Raw genomic sequence first — 16932 nt, forward strand, 5'->3', positions numbered from 1 at the left:
AATTTGCCTGGCGGCAATAGCGCGGTGGTCCCACCTGACCCCATGCCGAACTCAGAAGTGAAACGCCGTAGCGCCGATGGTAGTGTGGGGTCTCCCCATGCGAGAGTAGGACACTGCCAGGCATCAATTAAGCCAAGAGGCCATCCGCAAGGATGGCCTTTTTGCTATGGGTCGGAAACAGAAATGCCCCTCACCCCAGCCCTCTCCCAGAGTACCAGACGAGAACATCCTGAACACCGTGCGCGGGGAGAGGGAACTGTCCGGCGTCGTGGATGAGTGAGTGCGGCTACGGCAAGTCGGAACCTTTGATGAACCCATGCCGTTTCGGCAGTGATGAGTAATCAGAAAGATAAGAAGTTCAGAGGAATACCAGCGGACTCGATCGGTTCCCTCTCCCTTTGGGAGAGGGTTAGGGTGAGGGGTCATTACCAAGCTTCAACGCGCCAGATGATAAATACTGTACCCTGTCGCAGCCCCTGCCACATCCCAGGCAAAATCCTTCCAGCTCCAGCCCGTACCGCCTTCGCGGCTGTCATACAGCTCTTTTGCCGCGCCCAACCCAACCGAAAATAGCAGGCCAAAACTGCGACTACGTGCCTCATTCCAGTTCTGATGATCGCCATAAGCTGCGCCAGCGGCGGCAAATGCAGCGGAAGCCACAAAGTGCTGAGCCTTGTCTTTACCGGTCCAACTATCATTGGCCATATGGGTACAGCCACTGGAGAACAACAGGACCGGAAGGAGGATAAACGGGCGGAGTGGGCGCATAGTGAAAACATCCTGTCTCAATATGGACAAAAAAGCCCGGCATTGCCGGGCTGTGGTGCGGTTAATTATAGCGAGTTTACAATATACGGCTAATCAAGCGATCGATACGGATCCGACGCAGACGACGGATCAGTTTACGCACCTTGACCGGATATTCCTGAATGCTTTGCAATTCGAGATAGTGGCCAACCACTGTGGTATGGGTACGGATCGTTTCCAACTCTTTATGCCGTTGTTCCTGCATTTCGTGCTTGGGATCGTGGAACAGAATGGCGTTCTCCAGATCCAGCCGCCAGGCGCGCGGGTTGAGGTTGTTACCGGTGATCAACTGCCACTCGTCATCGACCCACATCCCTTTGAGGTGATAGCTGTTATCGCCGTCTTTCCACAGGCGCACAATCAGCTGGCCGGTATCAACATAGCGTTGCAGGCGGCTCAGGAAGCGGCGCAGGTTGATTTCATAGAGATAAGGCAGCGCACCGATAATCTTGAACGGCTGATCTTCAGGAATGTAGAAGTCATTGGCCGTCTTGTCACCCACGATGATCTCCACCTGTTTTCCTTGGCGCAGCAGATAAATGATATTGCGCACCAGCAAGGCTGGCAGGTTGAAGTAAGGCGTGCACAGCGTCAGTTTCTGATCGGTGCTGGACATCAGGTGGTGGATCGTTTTGTTCAGAATGCTCTGTTTACCCAGGCCGACTAACGGGGTGACGGCTAGCTCATCATTACTGGCGTTCCCCTGAAATTGATAGGCGGCACGGCGTAGGGCAAAGCGGAACAGGCGGATTTCGTTTTTGATCTCGAGGCTTTTGGGCCTGTCAGCACGATCAAGACGCTGCACGGCACCGGCGGTTAACAGATGCTGTTTGATGTAATCGCACAGGGTCACCGCCAACGGGTTATTGGTGATCAGTTGATAGCGATCGTAACGATACTTATCATGCTGATGCAGATAGACATCATTAATACTGGCACCGCTGTAGATCACCGTATCGTCAACGACAAAGCCCTTCAAATGCAGTACGCCCAGCGCTTCGCGAGTATTGACCGGAACGCCGTAAATCGGCACCGAAACCTGCGGGTGCTGTGCAGCCATAGCGCAGTACCAGTCGGCATTGGTATTGGCCGCTGCCGCACCGATACGCCCACGTTGAGCACGATGCCAGTCTACCAACACGCAGATCTCCAGCTCAGGGCGCTGCTGCTTGGCTTGATAGAGCGCATTGAGGATATCGCGGCCCGCATCGTCATGCTCCAGATAGAGCGCTACCAGATAAATGCGGGTTGTTGCGTTAGCGATCGATTCCAGCAGCGTTGCACGGAAATCAGCCGGCGTAAAAAGGGTACGGACATCAGCAACCGTCTGGGGGAGTTTGGGCAGTTGTGCAAGGTGTTGTTGATGTTTGCTACGTTTAAATTTTGACAACATCACAGTGCGCTTCTTCTCTCATATTTGGATGGCCGGAACGCCACTTCCATGAATAAAATGCTTCGAACAATCGGGCGATAATACCACTAGTTGCCCCGATTGTGCGTATGTTTTGGCGTTAAGTAGTGGATTCGTATTACATTGCGACAGCGGTCACGGCGTCGCCCCATCCTGTAGCGGCAGGGTTAAATTGACAATCCCTTCGTCAATTTGCACATCGACCTTGAACCCCAGCTTTTGAGCCAGTGTGACCATTCCGCGGTTATTCGGCATCGTAATGCCTGTCAGGCGGATCAAGCCTTGCGCACGCGCATAGCCAATCATTTTCATCAAGAGCTGTCGGCCCAGACCCAGACCTTTCAGATCGGAACGTACCAGTACGGCGAATTCGGCGTCGGTGTTGTCCGGATCTGACAGGGCGCGCGTCACGCCGATGATCTCTTCGCCATGGCGTACCGCTACGAAAGCCATTTCTCGATCGTAGTCGATTTGGGTCATGTTAGCCAAATCGTCGTGGCTAAACTCGTTGATCTCACTAAAGTAGCGGTAATAGAGATCTTCTTTGGTGACGCGGTCGATAAAGTGCTTCAGCGCCGGTTCATCCTCCGGCAGGATCGGGCGGAACAGGCATTGAGAACCGTCTTTTAATTCAATGGTTTCTTCCAGCTCATGGGGGTAAGGGCGGATCGCCAGGCGTGCCTGTGGATCGCCACAGAAAGGCGTTAACTGCATGGAAACGTCCAGCAGGGTAAATTCGCTGCCGGAGGCTAATACCGGATGAATATCGAGGCGTGAGATCTCTGGGCAGTCAAGGATCAGGTTGGAAACCTGCACCAACAGGCGGCTTAAGCCGGGGATATCAAGCGGCCGCAGCGCACTGCGCCCACGGATTTTGCCTCCTTTCACCGCCTGCAACACCAGATAACGCGCCAGCGCCATATTCAGCGGCGGCAGGGCAACGGCGACTTGGTTTTCCTTGCGCCATTCGATGCCGCCTTCGCCGAGCATTATCAGCGGGCCGAAGGTGGCATCCTGTTCAACGGCAATCCGCAGCTCCTGTGCCCCGGCACGGTTGGCCATGCTTTGCACTAACAGACCGTGGATGCGCGCTTGCGGGTAAGTACGCTTCACCCGATCGAGGATCGCTTCCGCCGCACGTTGCACCTCGGTGGCGGTACGTAAATAAAGCATGACCCCCTGAACTTCGGATTTATGCGAGATATCCGGAGAGCGCAGCTTGAGCGCTACCGGGTAGCCAATCTGTTCGGCAATGTGCACCGCTTCAGCGCTGTCACTGGCAATCCAGGTTGGCAGGGTGCTGAGGCCGTAAGCCTGCAAAATCGGTTGGACTTCATGGGTATCCAACTGGCTAGCCCCTTCGCCCAACGCTTGATGAATTAACTGGTGCGCGGCAGCGGTATTGGCCGTAAGCCCAATCGGTAGCGCCGGGGTTTCCTTTAGTTGCTTCTGGTTACGGCGGTATTCCACCATATGCATAAACGCGGTGACCGCGCCTTCTGGCGTGCGATAGGTTGGGATCCCAGCCTCGGTAAACAGGCGGCGGGCCTCCTGAGAGGAGTATTCGCCACACCAGTTGGTTAACAGCGTAATGCGTTTCCCACGTGGGTGCTGGCGGATGGCCTCGATCAGCCGTTCGGCGGTCTCAGTGCCCGGAGAGGCGGCGCTAGGGGCATGGATCAGCAGCAGGGCATCATAGTCGTGGCTGTCGAGCAGCGGTTGCAGAGCGGCCAGATAGCGCTTGGGGGTTGCATCATCACGCAGATCGATAGGATTTCCTGGCCGGATAAACTCCGGTAGGGCAGTGCTCAGCTTCTCCTGAGTCTCATCCGTCAACGTTGCCAGCTTACCGTTGCGGGAGAGTAATTGGTCCAGAGCCATGGCTGCGGGGGCCGCACCGTTGCTGATAATCATTAGCCGCTCACCGCGCAGCGGGTGCATATGGCTTAAGGTTTCCACGGCGGAAAACAGCTCGTGAGTATCCTGTACACGCAGCAAACCGGCGCGTTGGATGGCAGCATCGTAGGCGGCGTCCAATCCCTGCTGGCTGTTGAGCAGTAGCTGCGCCTGTTGGCTACGGCCACTTTTGATCACCAGGATCGGCTTATTGCGTGAGGCACTGCGGGAGGCGGAAAGAAAACGCCGTGCGTCGTTGATGTTTTCCAGATACAGCAGAATGGCGCTGGTTTTGCTGTCGCGGGCCAGGAAGTCGAGCAGATCGTCGACGTCGATATCCAGGCTATCCCCTAACGCGATGAAGTAGGAGAAGCCAACCTCCCGTTGTTGCGCCCAGTCCAGAATGGTGTTCGCCACGGCGGCAGACTGGGAGATAAACGCCAGCTTGCCTTTCTGAATGGGGACCGGCGAAAAGCTGGCGTTGATACCTTGCCAAGGCGCCAGCAAGCCCAGGCTGTTTGGCCCCAGCAGGCGCATTGAGTAACGTTGTGCGGTGGCCTTCAGCTCGGCGAATTGTTCCACGGGGGAGGAAAGTACGATGGCGGTTTTGCAGCCGCGCTCACCCAGGGCTTCGATCAGTGCCAGGTTACGCTGGGCATTGGTACACAGCACGGCCAGATCGGGGGTTAGCGGCAGGCTGGCTACGTCGGGATAGGCCATCACGCCGCAGACAGCCTTGTAGCGAGGCGTGACCGGCAGTATCGGGCCGGTAAAACCGCCAGCCAGCAGATTGCGCATCATCAGGTAGCCAGCCCGGCCGGGCTGTTGCGAAGCGCCGAGCACGGCAATTGATTTGGGACGTAATAGCGCTTCTAACCCTCTCTGGCTCATTTGCGGCTCCTGCTCCTGATCGGCTTGCCTGAAAGAGGCAAATTATCGTCTGATTCTAGGCGCTTTGTGGCAGATTTGCTGTGACCGGTGCCTCTGGGCGGTGAGGTTTCCCGGCCAGATACTGTTCACGGAAGTAATTGAAATGTTGGCTCAGCCCGGTCGTGGCCTGTTCATCGCCTGCCTGTTGGAGCAGGGCGGCAGCGACTTCTGCCGTACAGTGCTGTTCGGGGCGGCTGGCAACACGTAGCAAATAGTCCGATGAGGCCAACACGTTCAGTGAAAAGACCGGGAACTGATTCAGATAGGGGCTTTTACGGAACATCTTGCGCGCTTCCGACCAGGTACCGTCGAGCATGATAAATAAAGGCGGCTTGCCACCGGTGGGCACGCTGCTAACCACCGGGCGATCCGCATCGGCATAAGAGGCCGGGAATACTACGTAGGGTTGACGAGTAGGATCGTTGATGGCTGCTAACAGGCCCGGATCGACTTCGGTACGCGACCAGGTAAACGCCAGGGTATCAGGCAGGATATCGGCGATCAGGCGTCCGGTGTTGCTGGGTTTCAACGGTTCTGCGCCGAACATGATCAGGCAAAAGCGGCTGTTGGCCTGCTGCGGTTTGATGGTGGCACACAGGCAGTTTTGCTGCGGCAGCAAACAACCCTGACAGCGCACGGCGCGGCTTCCTCTGGCCAGAAACGGGCGGGTGGCGCGGTCTAAACGGTTTTGGCGCAGACGAAGTACGGCGTTGTCAGTCATAACGATCCTGAAAAACTGCCATTGTAGCGCAGAAAAAAGCCCGGCGGGAGAGGCGCACGGGCTTTCTGGGTGATGAGATGCCGACAACAACTGGCGGCATAGTAAGCGCTTTTGCGTTAAACTAGCTCGTTAAGCCAGTTATCGAACGGCGCTTTCGGCATCGCGCCGTTGAGCATATCGACCATCTTGCCTTCACGGAACACCATGATGGTAGGGATGCTGCGAATGCGGAAGCGGGCGCTCAACTCGGGTTCGGCTTCGGTGTTGACCTTCACGAAACGCACCTTGCCAGCACGCTCCTGTGCCACGTCTTCAAAGATCGGCGCGAAGCTGCGGCACGGGCCACACCACGGGGCCCAGAAATCGACCACGATCGGCAAGTCGTCTTGCAGGAGCTGGTCCAACGTGGCGGCGGTGGCGTTAATCACTTCACCGTCGAACAATTCATGGCCGCAGCGGCCACATTTAGCGCCGTCCGCCAGACGTTCTTCCGGCACGCGGTTGGTGGCATTACAAGCTGCACAAACTGTATTCATGGTTACCTCTGGGGCTGACGCAGCATGTTAGCCGCGTATATGTATCCTTAATGTTGCTTATTATCGGTAAAAGCGTGGCATTCGACCAAGTGATTTGTTCGATGAATTTGATAGATGCTAGCTTTTAGCGCAAGTTGGTGGCTTAGCGCACCAACATCAGGTAATCTTCGCGCCCTGCGCGTTGGTGGAGAAGACAATGAACGATTCATTTAGTGGCAAGAACGGTAAGGTTAAAGTGATGTTCGTCCGTAGTGACGACGATAGCGGCGACAACCGTAACAAGAATAAACGACCTGACGGCAAAGGCCGCCCGGCTGACAATGCACGCTCTGGCCGTGCCGGTCAGGATAAGGCGCGCGGTGGTGACCGTCGGGGTACCGATCCCCGTCGCAGCAGCAGTGAAAGCGATCGTCCTCGCCGTCCGGCGCGCACCGAAGACAGCGGTGGTTATGAATCACCGTGGAAAACCGTGTCCCGTGCTCCGCAAGAAGAACCGGCGTTCGATCATGGTGGCATCAGTGGCAAAAGCTTTATCGATCCCGAGCAGCTGCGCCGCCAACGTGCGGAGGAAACCCGTGTTTACGGTGAGAATGCCTGTAAAGCCCTGTTCGCCAGCCGTCCAGATGCCATCGTCCGTGCCTGGTTTGTGCAATCCGTAACCCCACGTTTCCGTGAGGCACTGCGTTGGATGGCGGCTAACCGCAAGGCTTACCATGTGGTAGATGAAGAGGAACTGGCCAAAGCGTCCGGTACCGAACATCACGGCGGCGTGTGCTTCCTGATTAAAAAGCGTCAAGGTCTGGATGCGCAGGCTTACCTGCAGAATGCACCGGCCAAAGATTGCGTGCTGGCACTGGAAGAAGTGGGCAACCCACACAACCTGGGTGCGATCGTTCGTTCTTGTGCTCACTTTGGCGTGAACGGCGTATTGCTTCAGGATCCAGCGGTGCTGGAATCTGGTGCTGCGGTGCGTACGGCTGAAGGCGGGGCGGAACACATCAAGGCAATCAATGCCGATGACTTCCTGTCCGTGCTGGATACGTTCCGCAAAGCGGGTTACACCATCGTCACCACCTCCAGCCATAAAGGTACGCCGTTGGCGCAGGCTAAACTGCCAACCAAGATGGTGCTGGTGTTGGGCCAGGAACGTGATGGCCTGAGTGACAGCGCTTGGCAACAGGGTGATATGAGCGTGTCTATCGGCGGGACTGGCAAAGTAGAAAGCCTGAACGTCTCGGTAGCGACCGGTATTCTGTTGGCCGATTGGTGGCGTCAGAACCAGGCGTAATGCTTTACGCGATTAAAATCCGATTAATGACAAAGCCCTGGCCGTAAAGACAGGGCTTTGATCTATCAGAGTCAGTAGAAAACCGGCTGACTATCATGGAGTGTCTTCAGGAGGCTCGTCATCCGGCGTTTTACCGCGGATAGAAAGGTATTCTGAGTTTATTTGCCGCAGGTTACGCATAAATGGTTCATCGTATTAATTGTCACCCTCAGCGAAAAGCATTTTATGATCTGAGACAGCATGAATGACCGCCTGCTCATAGGCTGAGTCATACCCTGCAGGGGGCGGTATAATTTCACCACGAAAGGAGACAACCACTAGAGGATCATGTTTTCCGGCAATAACGCGGCCATGAAAAAAGCCAGCGTAAAACCCAAGACCGGCTCGAACGCGCCCGTCGTCTTTGAGTGAATCGCTGGCTTTCAGCCTACCCCAACCTTCTTCATCGCTTTCGGTATAGATTTCGAAGTAGTTACGTTGTTCAACCTTTTCTACAAGTCGTGTCAACGTGTCGATAAGACGTTCACCAAGAGTAATGTTCATCTTGCCTAACTTCGCTATCCCGTACCCTAATTTGGTACTGGCATAGGCAAAACTTTCCGTGTAATCAACCCTTGATACGAAACGTTTCTCTATCGCCACGGTAGTGTTCTTCCCTCTTGATCCTTGCTTCGGCTTCGTCAAACATGGTTATCAACTGGTCTGCTTTTTGACGACGTGTCCCTGTTAAACGAACCACTGGCGCGTTCAGGCCGAGTACTTGTGCGTTGTTCTGTGGAGTGTGTTTCATAGAGAACCTCCGTTAATCTACCCATACAGTATAAACTGTGTACAACCACAAATATAGCTGAAACTAGTAGTGTGATATGGGACGGTTCAAAGATGAATCGCCCATATCACAGAAGATCCGATAGGGCCTTCGCCATTCACATAAGCCTCTGTGGGCGTGACTCGATCAGTGGGCTCCGCCCCCACCGCCCCCGGAACTGAACGGTGGTTTGGCGAACCAGACCAGCGCCAGCAAGATCAGGAACACCCCCGCCGAAAGCCAGAATATCTCGTTGGCCGAGATGATCAGCCCCTGCGCGGTGATCTCGTTGGCGATATACGCCGAAGCCTGCTGCTTGCTCATGCCGAGCTGCTCCAGCTTGCTGTACATCTCCTGCGACTGCGGGTTAAACGGATTCACAAACTCGCTCAGTTGCGAGTGATGCATCGCCTCCCGGCTGGTCCACAGCGTAGTGGTGATCGAGGTGCCGATAGAGCCCGCCAAGGTACGGGTAAAGTTCGACAGGCTCGATGCTGCCGCTATGCGATCCGGCGGCAACCCAGACAGGGTAATGGTCGTCAGCGGCATAAAGAAGCAGGCAATCGCAAAGCCCTGGAAGAACTGCGGCCAGGCGGAAGCGCCAAAATCCATCCCCGGCTCAAACGTGTAGGCGCGCCAGTAGAAGCACACGGCATACATGATGAAGCTGAAGGTGACCAAACGGCGCATATCCAGCCGATGACCGAAGCGGCCGATAATCGGTGACAAGATCACCGGCAGCAGCCCGATCGGCGCAGACGCCAAGCCGGCCCAGGTGGCAGTGTAGCCATATACCTCCTGTAGCAACTGTGGCAACAGCACGATCGCTCCGAAATACAGCATGTAGGCCAGGCTGATACACAGACAGCCGATGGTAAAGTTGCGCGATTTGAACAGCGACAAATCCACCACCGGGTGATCGTCCGTGAGCTCCCATACCACCAGGAACACCAACGCCACCACGGCCACGACGGTCAGGACAATGATCTCGGTCGAGTTGAACCAGTCCAGCTCCTTGCCCTGATCGAGCATGATCTGCAGCGCACCGATGCCAACCACCAGCAGTACCAGCCCGACGGTATCGATCGGTTTGATCTCGGTTTTGGTTTCCCTGCCTTTCAACGTCGACATCGCGACCAGGATCACAAACAGCCCAATCGGAATGTTGATGAAGAAGATCCAGCCCCAGTGATAGTTATCGCTGATATAGCCGCCCAGGATCGGCCCGAAAATCGGCGCGACGATCACGGTCATTGACCATAGCGCCAGGGCCATCGAACGCTTGGCGGGGGGATAGTTATTCAGCAACAAGCTCTGCGACAACGGGATCAGCGGCCCGGCGACGATGCCCTGGATCACGCGGAAGAAGATCAGCATGCCCAGACTGTTAGAGATACCGCACAGCCAGGAGGCCAGGGCGAACAGCGCCGTGGACCACAGGAACAGGCGAACTTCACCCACGCGTTTCGCCAACCAGCCGGTGATCGGAATGGAGATGGCGTTGGCCACCCCAAACGAGGTGATCACCCAGGTGCCCTGCGAGTTGGAAGACCCGAGGTTACCCGAGATGGTCGGTATCGCCACGTTGGCAATGGTGGAGTCCAGCACCTGCATAAAGGTCGCCATGGCGAGCGCGACCGTCATCCAGGCGAGCTGGGCACCTTCAAGCGGTTTCTGTGCCAAGGTAGCCTCCCGCTCGCTTAACCGGCGTTTGCATGGATCACATCGGCGATCATCTGATTTACCGGCGCCAGATCCAGCGTCAGCGCGTTGGTTTCAAACAGCGGTTTTTGGCGTACCGTATCGGAGAGCACCAGGCCGTCCAGATTGGTGGTGTCGACTTTGACCAGCGTAGAAAGACCGATACGCAGAGGATGCTCAGCAACCTGTTGCGCATCCAGTTCGATACGCACGGGTAAACGTTGCACCACTTTGATCCAGTTGCCGGTCGCGTTCTGTGCAGGCAACAGTGAGAATGCGCTGCCGGTACCCATATCGATACCCACGACCTTGCCTTTGAACACCACGTCGCTGCCGTACAGGTCACTTACCACGGTAGCCTCTTGGCCGATACGCATATTGGCGATCTGCGTTTCTTTAAAGTTGGCGTCCACCCAGACATGGTCCGGTGCCACTATGGCCATCAGAGGCGTTCCAGGGGAGATCTGTGCCCCCACCTGAACGCTACGGCGTGAAACGAAGCCGGTGATTGGGCTGACGATGCGGGTACGCTGCAGCGCCATCCAGGCGTCGCGCATCTGTGCGGCGGCTTGCAGCACGGCGGGCTGTTTATCCAGCGGGGTATTCAGCACCATCGCCTGATTGGCATTATATTGCTGCACTGCGACTTCCAGTGCCGCTTTGGCATTGTCTACCGCGTCACGCGCATGTTGCAGCTCTTCGCGGCCAATGGCATCGGCGTTGCCCAGCACGATACGACGCTTGAGATCGTTTTCTACCTTGCTCAGCTCGGATTTGCGCAGCGCAATGTTAGCCTGATACTGCTTACCGTTGATCACCAACTGATGCGTTTGGCGCACGCTGTTGGCCAGCGCGGTTTTGGCCCGTTCAAACGCCTGTTCGGCGTCGGTAGGATCCAGCGTTAACAGCACATCGCCTTTGCGGACAAAGTCGGTGTTATCAAAGGTCACGCTGTTCACGCTACCGGAGACCTGTGCCATGATCTGCACCTGATTACCGGCCACGTAGGCATCGTCGGTTTCTTGGTGATGACGCAGCACCAGGAACCAATAAACTAAATAGGCCACCCCAATAATCACAAAAATAAACGTCAACAGCAGCAGCCAGAATTTACGCTGCCGTTTTTTGCCAGCCGGTTGCTGCGGGGTTTGAGTTTCCGCACTTGCACTCATGGTATTCTCCACGCTCTAAAATTATGCTTTAGGTTCCGCTGCCGCCGGGGCCTGGTAGCCACCCCCCAACGCGCGTACCAATGCTATCTTCGCCTGCATCAAGTTGCTGCTGGCATTCAGTTGTGCCTGTTGCTGCTGTAATAGCTGCGTCTGGCTGGTCAACAGTTCATCACGCCCAATAATTCCTGCCTGGTATTTGGCGTTGGCGACCCGGTACACATCCTGCATGGATTGGGAGGCAGAGGTTGCCTGCAGCAGCTGCTTGCTACTGCTCTGTTGAATGGTGATGGCGTCGGCCGTTTCCTGTAACGCATTGACGAGCGTTTGGTTATAGGAACCCACCGCCTGATCGTAGAGTGCAGACTCTTCACCCAGCTTGCTGCGTAGCGCACCGGCATGGAAGATTGGCAGGGAAATGGCTGGAACCACGCCCCACGCCTGGCTGGCGGCCTCAAACAGATTCGGGCTGGTGCCGCCGACGTTGGTGGTGGTCAAGCCAGCAAAGGCCGAGATCGACAGGCTAGGGTAAAACTCTTTGCGTGCCGCACTGACCCGTTGGTTATAGGACTCTACCAGTTGGCGCTGTGCCACGATGTCCGGGCGTTTACCCAGTAACTCTGCGGTGAGTTCGCCTTTGGGGGCTAACTGTTCTTCGCTTGGCATGGCCACCGGATGCAGAGACTGCATCGCATTCGGGCCAAGACCGGCCAGGGCGGCCAACTGGTGTTTGAGTTGTTCAATCTGTGACTGCAGCTGGATGATCTGCTGCTTGGCACTGTCTGCTTGTGCCTGGGTCTGTTGCGGGATTTCCACGCCGTAGATCCCGGCTTTATATTGCTTTTGGCGCAGGTCTGCCAGGCGTTGATTGTTATCCACCTCTTGTTGCAGCACATTCTCCAGCGCGTAATTCGCCTGTAACTGGTAATAGGCTGAAGCTACCGAACTGGTCAGCGTCAGAGCGGCCTGTGCCTGCTCGGCACGGGCTGCGTCGATCTGCGCTTTTGCCGCATTGACCTGATTGCGATATTTGCCCCACCAGTCAAACTCATAGGCCAGATTCAGGCCCAAGGAGTTAGAGGACTCATACACCGGGTTGGGCGGATAACCAAAGCCCAGGTTGGTGTTTTGCGCCACACGCTGACGGTTGATGCTGGCATTCAGATCCAGGTTGGGGCCGTTGGCGGCACTGGCTTCACCTGCCACGCTTTGGGCTTCACGCACGCGAGCGCCCGCCTGTTGCAGCGAAGGCGAGTTTTGCAGCGTCTGGGTCATCAGGCTATCAAGCTGGGGATCGTTAAGCGTGCGCCACCATTGCGGGCTGATGGCAAGCGAGCTGACTTTCGGCTGGGCAAGCTGCAGCTGTTGCGGATCCATCATCTTGGATTGCGGGGCAATATTATCGGTAGATGCGCACCCCGCCAGCAACAGAACGGCGAACAGCGGGGTGAATCTCCAGTTTAACGGGGATCGCATAAAATGATTACCTGAACAGGAATTATTGGGATAACTGTTCTGAAACTTCCATCTGATCCAAACGGGTCAACAATTTGCGCGTCAGCGTTTCAAGCTGCTGCTGCTCCTCGTCGTTCAGCGTAGACCACAGAAAGTGCAGACATTTATGCTGCGGTGGCAGCAATTGTTCGAGAAACGCTTCCCCAGCCTGAGTCATATGCAGATGCAGGCAGCGGCGATCGTGATCGCTTTCCCGGCGCTCAATCCAACCGCGTTTCTCTAGTTCATCGGCAATGCGGGTGGCATTGGTGCGTGACGAACCCAGGGCCGAGCTTAGCTCAGAAGGCTGAATACTGTGGTTTTCCTGCGCATCCAGCGTAATGAGAGCCATAAACAAGGTTTCGTTGATTCCCTGTGCTTTCAGCATTTTATTGCGATTTTCCAACAGCTTGCCTTGCATATGCATGCACAGGCGGGTCAGCAGGATTTCCTGGTAGGGGAAGTCTTTCTGACGTTTGGCGCGGAAATTCAGCATTTGCTCTATGGGGGTAAACGAGCTTTCCATAATTTAGTGCCTCATTAATTTCGTTCGGTATAGTAACGATAGTGATTAATAATGTAAATCTTCAGCCAGGGGAATAATTTAGCAATTCGTGTCATTTGTAAGTTGTTTGTAAATGCTTAACGCCACAGACTCTAAGGTCTTGTGATTGAAGGCACAAATTCTGCCGTTCCGCAGGCTGAGATAGGTAAGGTTTGTTTAAGTCACTGGGCGGGGCACTACGGCATCCTGCGGAGGGGATAGAAAGAAAACTTACCTGAGTAAGGTCGTTCATGGTGGTCCGGGGCGCAGGGTGCATAGGTCGCCAATAATTTACCGCGACAATATTACCAGAGTGTAAGTAATTTTCACACCCTGCGGCCTAATAAATTTCCTGGGTTATTATTTTCTTGCTAACTAGATAGTGGCCGGACCCTGCGGGTCATAGCGCTTGCCACGCCACCAGGTCAGCAGATTCAGCACGCACAATACGCCACCAATCGCCGCTACGCCGTTCCAACCAGCATGTTGATAAGCGGCGGCGGAAAGTACTGAACCCACGGCACCCCCGATAAAATAGCTGGTCATGTAACCGGCGGTCAGGCGATTACGCGCCTCCGGCATGATGCGATAAATCACGCTTTGGTTGGTGACATGCACCCCCTGTACCGCCAGATCCAGCACCAGAATGCCGATAATCAGCGCCCAGAGAGAGTACGGGGCCAACGCAATCGGGATCCAGGACAGCAGCAACAGCACCAATCCGACGCTGGTGGTTAGCCCTGCTTTGCCCTTATCGGCCAGATGACCGGCACGTGAGGCTGCCAAGGCGCCAGCAGTACCCACTAGACCAAATAGCCCAATTACGCCTTCGGAATAGTTGAACGGTGGGGAAGCCAGCAGGAAAGCCATTGAGGTCCATAGCACGCTGAAGTTGGCGAACGACAAAGCGCCAATGATCGCGCGGGTACGCAGCAACGGGGTGAAGCAGAACAGGGAAAAGATGGATTTCAGCAACTGCGGGTAGTTCAGGCCGGAATGCAGCTTATAGCGTGGCAAGGCGCGCCACAGCAGCAGGGCCATCAGGATCATCAACACGCTGGCCACCCAGTAGATGGTACGCCAGCCGCCGAGGGCCGCTAAAGCACCGGCGACGGTACGTGCCAGCAGAATGCCGAGCAGCAGGCCGCTCATGATCACACCGACGGTTTTACCGCGTTTTGCCGGGTGCGCCAAGGTGGCGGCGAGTGGCACTAAAAGCTGGGCCACGACGGAGAACAAGCCGGTAAGGGCCGTTCCGAGGATCATCATCGATAGGGTGCTGGAGGATGCGGTGATCAGCATGCCCCCGGCGGCTAACAGCGTCATAAAGACGATCAGCCCGCGGCGCTCAAACATATCGCCCAACGGCACCAGAAACAGCAGGCCAACCGCATAGCCTAGCTGGGCAGCGGTGACGATAAATCCGGCCTGGTTAACCGAGAGATTAAAGTTTTGTGCGATGGTTTCCAGCAGCGGCTGGGCGTAGTAGTTGCTGGCAACCGCCAGGCCGGTGGCCATTGCGATTAACAGCGTCAGTGCAGGGCTAAGCCCCGGGTGTTCGGTTGGTTGGTTCATAGGTCTTCAATAATGGAAATCTGTGATCGAAGTATCAGGCAGAATAGAATGTTAAACCAATGTATAATTTTCATCTGATCCATCTCATTTCGCGATAGATAGCATGAATCTAAAACAGATCCGTTATGCCCTAGCGGTGGCCGAGGAGCAGAGCTTTACCCGTGCTGCACAGCGCTGCCATACGGTGCAGTCTGCCCTGAGTCATCAGGTCGCCAAGCTGGAAGAAGAACTCGGTTGTACGCTGTTTGAGCGCACTTCGCGTCGCGTTGAGCTGACCACCGCTGGCCGGGCTTTCATTCAACCGGCGCAGCGGTTGTTGGCCGCCAAGCAGACGTTGGTAGAGGAAGTGGTGGCGGCCGCTGGTACGGTATCCGGTACGCTGACGATTGGCACTATTTCAACCATCAACGCGATTGACCTCACCGAAAAGCTGGGGGAATTCCACCGTCATCATCCGGCGGTGAATATCCGGCTGTACGTTGGCATTAGCGAGGTGTTGCTGGAAGATATTCGCCAGCAGAAGACCGATGTGGCATTTGTTGGCATCTGGCCGGGCGATAAAGACATGCTGCCAGAGTCGCATCGCCAGTTGACCGATGAGCCGCTGGTGGCGTTGGTGGCCGCAGAACATGCTCTGGCGGGGTATCAACGTATCAATCTGCAAACGCTATCAGAAGTGCCGCTGGTGGATTTCTATAGCGGAACCGGGGCACGGCGGCAGACCGACCGGGCCTTCCAGGCGGCAGGGATCAAACGCCATGTGAGCTTTGAGATCGACCATATCGAATGGTTGGAGAATCTGGTACGGCGAGGTTTGGCGGCGGGAATAGTGCCAATTTCCACCGCCCAGCGTTTGAGTTCGCTGGTGGCTATTCCGATCGTCGATGGTCCACGTCGTCAGGTGTATTGCGTGTGGAACTCACCTCTGTCGAAGACGGCCGAACGATTTTTACAGTTTACCGAGATGATGTTGCCGGAATGAGGGCGCAGCGTCTATGCCGCGCCCATGGGGCTATTATGACTTGGCGGCTTCAGCGGCGGTTTTCACCCAGCCGTCAAACGTGGCTTGGTGAGCCTTGATCCAGCCATTGACATGGTTTTGGATATCAGCCTCGGAGGACTGGCCTGCATGCATCCGCAGGTTCTGCGCGTTGACGTCGGCAATCGGCAGTTTCATGATGGCAAACAGCTTGGCGGCGGCAGGGTTGGCCTGCGCCCACTGCTTATTGGCGGCAATATGCATGTTGTTGACCGGGAAGCCATAGTTGGCCCCGTTCGGCAGCTTGGTATCGACATCTTTCAGCTCGCCCGGCAGGGAAGAGAACGGCACCTGTAGCCAGACAACGTCACGCCCTGGCACCATCACATCGCTGACCCAGTACGGCGTCCAGGTGTAATACAGCACCGGCTTGCCTTCTTTGAAGCGGGTGATGGTATCGGAGATCATGGCGGCGTAGTTGCCCTGATTATGCTCCACGGTTTTGCCCAAGCCATAGGCGTCAATATGGTGATTAATCACCGTTTCACAGCCCCAGCCCGGGGTACAGCCGGTCAAGTCGGCCTTGCCGTCACCGTTGGTATCAAACAGCTTGGCAATTTTCGGATCTTTTAGTTGCTCAACGTTGGTAATGTGATACTTCTCGGCGGTTTTTTTGTCGATCAGGTAGCCCTGAGCGGCACCGCTGACGTAAGCCCCTTCGCGATAGAATTTTTTATCGCCCCCGGCGGCCTGATATTGATCGGCATGTAACTGATCCCAGTTCACCGCCAGAAAAGTAGCATCCCCTGCGGCGATGGAAGTGTAGGCCACGTTGTAGTCCACCTCACGCGGCTCTTTCACGTCATAACCGAGTTTTTCCAATGCCTTGCTGACCAGCAGCGTTTGGAAGGTCTCCTCGGAGATGGTGCTCTGTATCGGTTGTACCGAAATACCTTTTCCTGGCAAATCAGCAGCGGAAGCAACCTGTGAACCAAGCAGTGTGGTAAGGGCAATCGCCCAGATCCCTGTAGTGCGCATAGTTTTTCCTCTGTTATTGATGTTGTTTGGAGATA

Annotated in this window: 15 protein-coding genes and 1 rRNA gene; 3 read left to right on the top strand and 13 right to left on the bottom strand. The window is 55.7% G+C overall.

What is annotated here, in order from left to right; translation table 11 throughout:
* The first annotated feature begins 6 nt into the window (after positions 1–6).
* A 5S ribosomal RNA gene (gene rrf / locus ACMV5H_RS20790) occupies positions 7–122 on the top strand.
* Positions 123–435: 313 nt separating this feature from the next.
* Here rrf and ACMV5H_RS20795 read toward each other — a convergent pair.
* The 5 genes from ACMV5H_RS20795 to trxC all read right to left on the bottom strand — a co-directional run bounded on the left by ACMV5H_RS20795 (position 436) and on the right by trxC (position 6301).
* Complete coding sequence (locus ACMV5H_RS20795; protein WP_037376546.1) at positions 436–768, bottom strand: YfiM family lipoprotein; 333 nt, start codon at positions 766–768, stop codon at positions 436–438.
* A 76-nt stretch (positions 769–844) separates the two neighbouring features.
* Entirely contained in the window at positions 845–2200 is a 1356-nt protein-coding gene (gene pssA, locus ACMV5H_RS20800; RefSeq protein WP_179250841.1) for a CDP-diacylglycerol--serine O-phosphatidyltransferase, read from the bottom strand.
* A 153-nt stretch (positions 2201–2353) separates the two neighbouring features.
* Complete coding sequence (locus tag ACMV5H_RS20805) at positions 2354–5005, bottom strand: bifunctional acetate--CoA ligase family protein/GNAT family N-acetyltransferase (protein ID WP_115160019.1); 2652 nt, start codon at positions 5003–5005, stop codon at positions 2354–2356.
* A 55-nt stretch (positions 5006–5060) separates the two neighbouring features.
* Positions 5061–5765 (bottom strand): tRNA-uridine aminocarboxypropyltransferase, encoded by a 705-nt coding sequence (locus tag ACMV5H_RS20810; RefSeq protein WP_414822389.1) that lies wholly within the window; start codon positions 5763–5765, stop codon positions 5061–5063.
* A 116-nt stretch (positions 5766–5881) separates the two neighbouring features.
* Positions 5882–6301: a thioredoxin TrxC gene (gene trxC, locus ACMV5H_RS20815; protein ID WP_021807597.1), complete on the bottom strand. Its 420-nt coding sequence runs from the start codon at positions 6299–6301 to the stop codon at positions 5882–5884.
* A gap of 196 nt (positions 6302–6497) precedes the next feature.
* Between trxC and ACMV5H_RS20820 the strand changes: the two genes are divergently transcribed.
* Positions 6498–7589: a tRNA/rRNA methyltransferase gene (locus ACMV5H_RS20820; RefSeq protein WP_024484850.1), complete on the top strand. Its 1092-nt coding sequence runs from the start codon at positions 6498–6500 to the stop codon at positions 7587–7589.
* Between the two features lie 195 nt (positions 7590–7784).
* Here the strand turns inward: ACMV5H_RS20820 and ACMV5H_RS20825 are convergent, their stop codons facing one another.
* From ACMV5H_RS20825 to ACMV5H_RS20855, 7 genes are all read right to left on the bottom strand, one after another.
* Positions 7785–8231 carry a hypothetical protein gene (locus tag ACMV5H_RS20825; RefSeq protein ID WP_414822390.1) on the bottom strand — a complete coding sequence of 149 codons (447 nt, stop codon included), beginning with the start codon at positions 8229–8231 and terminating at the stop codon, positions 7785–7787.
* A complete protein-coding gene (locus ACMV5H_RS20830) occupies positions 8197–8379 on the bottom strand; it encodes a hypothetical protein (protein WP_147281025.1) in 183 nt (60 codons plus the stop codon). The genes ACMV5H_RS20825 and ACMV5H_RS20830 overlap by 35 nt, the downstream gene beginning before the upstream one ends.
* A gap of 165 nt (positions 8380–8544) precedes the next feature.
* Positions 8545–10080, bottom strand: a complete 1536-nt coding sequence (gene emrB, locus ACMV5H_RS20835) for a multidrug efflux MFS transporter permease subunit EmrB (protein ID WP_021178986.1) — start codon at positions 10078–10080, stop codon at positions 8545–8547.
* Positions 10081–10097: 17 nt separating this feature from the next.
* Positions 10098–11270: a multidrug efflux MFS transporter periplasmic adaptor subunit EmrA gene (gene emrA / locus ACMV5H_RS20840; protein WP_024484847.1), complete on the bottom strand. Its 1173-nt coding sequence runs from the start codon at positions 11268–11270 to the stop codon at positions 10098–10100.
* Positions 11271–11291: 21 nt separating this feature from the next.
* Complete coding sequence (locus ACMV5H_RS20845) at positions 11292–12743, bottom strand: efflux transporter outer membrane subunit (protein WP_179250839.1); 1452 nt, start codon at positions 12741–12743, stop codon at positions 11292–11294.
* Between the two features lie 22 nt (positions 12744–12765).
* A complete protein-coding gene (gene mprA / locus ACMV5H_RS20850; protein ID WP_021807601.1) occupies positions 12766–13287 on the bottom strand; it encodes a transcriptional repressor MprA in 522 nt (173 codons plus the stop codon).
* Positions 13288–13680: 393 nt separating this feature from the next.
* Positions 13681–14880 carry an MFS transporter gene (locus tag ACMV5H_RS20855; RefSeq protein ID WP_414822391.1) on the bottom strand — a complete coding sequence of 400 codons (1200 nt, stop codon included), beginning with the start codon at positions 14878–14880 and terminating at the stop codon, positions 13681–13683.
* 103 nt (positions 14881–14983) lie between these two features.
* Here ACMV5H_RS20855 and ACMV5H_RS20860 point away from each other — a divergent pair, with 103 nt between their 5' ends.
* On the top strand, positions 14984–15862 hold the full coding sequence (locus tag ACMV5H_RS20860; protein WP_021807603.1) for a LysR family transcriptional regulator: 879 nt from the start codon (positions 14984–14986) through the stop codon (positions 15860–15862).
* Between the two features lie 33 nt (positions 15863–15895).
* On the opposite strand, the gene proX is transcribed toward ACMV5H_RS20860, so the two are convergent.
* Positions 15896–16897 (bottom strand): glycine betaine/L-proline ABC transporter substrate-binding protein ProX, encoded by a 1002-nt coding sequence (gene proX, locus ACMV5H_RS20865; RefSeq protein ID WP_021807604.1) that lies wholly within the window; start codon positions 16895–16897, stop codon positions 15896–15898.
* Positions 16898–16932 lie beyond the last annotated feature (35 nt).

The organism is Serratia sp. N21D137 (assembly GCF_047530005.1).
Classification (GTDB): domain Bacteria; phylum Pseudomonadota; class Gammaproteobacteria; order Enterobacterales; family Enterobacteriaceae; genus Chania; species Chania fonticola_B.

Coding starts and splice junctions, on each gene's coding strand:
- ACMV5H_RS20795 (WP_037376546.1), bottom strand. CDS start 768: ATGCGCCCACTCCGCCCGTTTATCCTCCTTCCGGTCCTGTTGTTCTCC.
- pssA (WP_179250841.1), bottom strand. CDS start 2,200: ATGTTGTCAAAATTTAAACGTAGCAAACATCAACAACACCTTGCACAA.
- ACMV5H_RS20805 (WP_115160019.1), bottom strand. CDS start 5,005: ATGAGCCAGAGAGGGTTAGAAGCGCTATTACGTCCCAAATCAATTGCC.
- ACMV5H_RS20810 (WP_414822389.1), bottom strand. CDS start 5,765: ATGACTGACAACGCCGTACTTCGTCTGCGCCAAAACCGTTTAGACCGC.
- trxC (WP_021807597.1), bottom strand. CDS start 6,301: ATGAATACAGTTTGTGCAGCTTGTAATGCCACCAACCGCGTGCCGGAA.
- ACMV5H_RS20820 (WP_024484850.1), top strand. CDS start 6,498: ATGAACGATTCATTTAGTGGCAAGAACGGTAAGGTTAAAGTGATGTTC.
- ACMV5H_RS20830 (WP_147281025.1), bottom strand. CDS start 8,379: ATGAAACACACTCCACAGAACAACGCACAAGTACTCGGCCTGAACGCG.
- emrA (WP_024484847.1), bottom strand. CDS start 11,270: ATGAGTGCAAGTGCGGAAACTCAAACCCCGCAGCAACCGGCTGGCAAA.
- ACMV5H_RS20845 (WP_179250839.1), bottom strand. CDS start 12,743: ATGCGATCCCCGTTAAACTGGAGATTCACCCCGCTGTTCGCCGTTCTG.
- mprA (WP_021807601.1), bottom strand. CDS start 13,287: ATGGAAAGCTCGTTTACCCCCATAGAGCAAATGCTGAATTTCCGCGCC.
- ACMV5H_RS20855 (WP_414822391.1), bottom strand. CDS start 14,880: ATGAACCAACCAACCGAACACCCGGGGCTTAGCCCTGCACTGACGCTG.
- ACMV5H_RS20860 (WP_021807603.1), top strand. CDS start 14,984: ATGAATCTAAAACAGATCCGTTATGCCCTAGCGGTGGCCGAGGAGCAG.
- proX (WP_021807604.1), bottom strand. CDS start 16,897: ATGCGCACTACAGGGATCTGGGCGATTGCCCTTACCACACTGCTTGGT.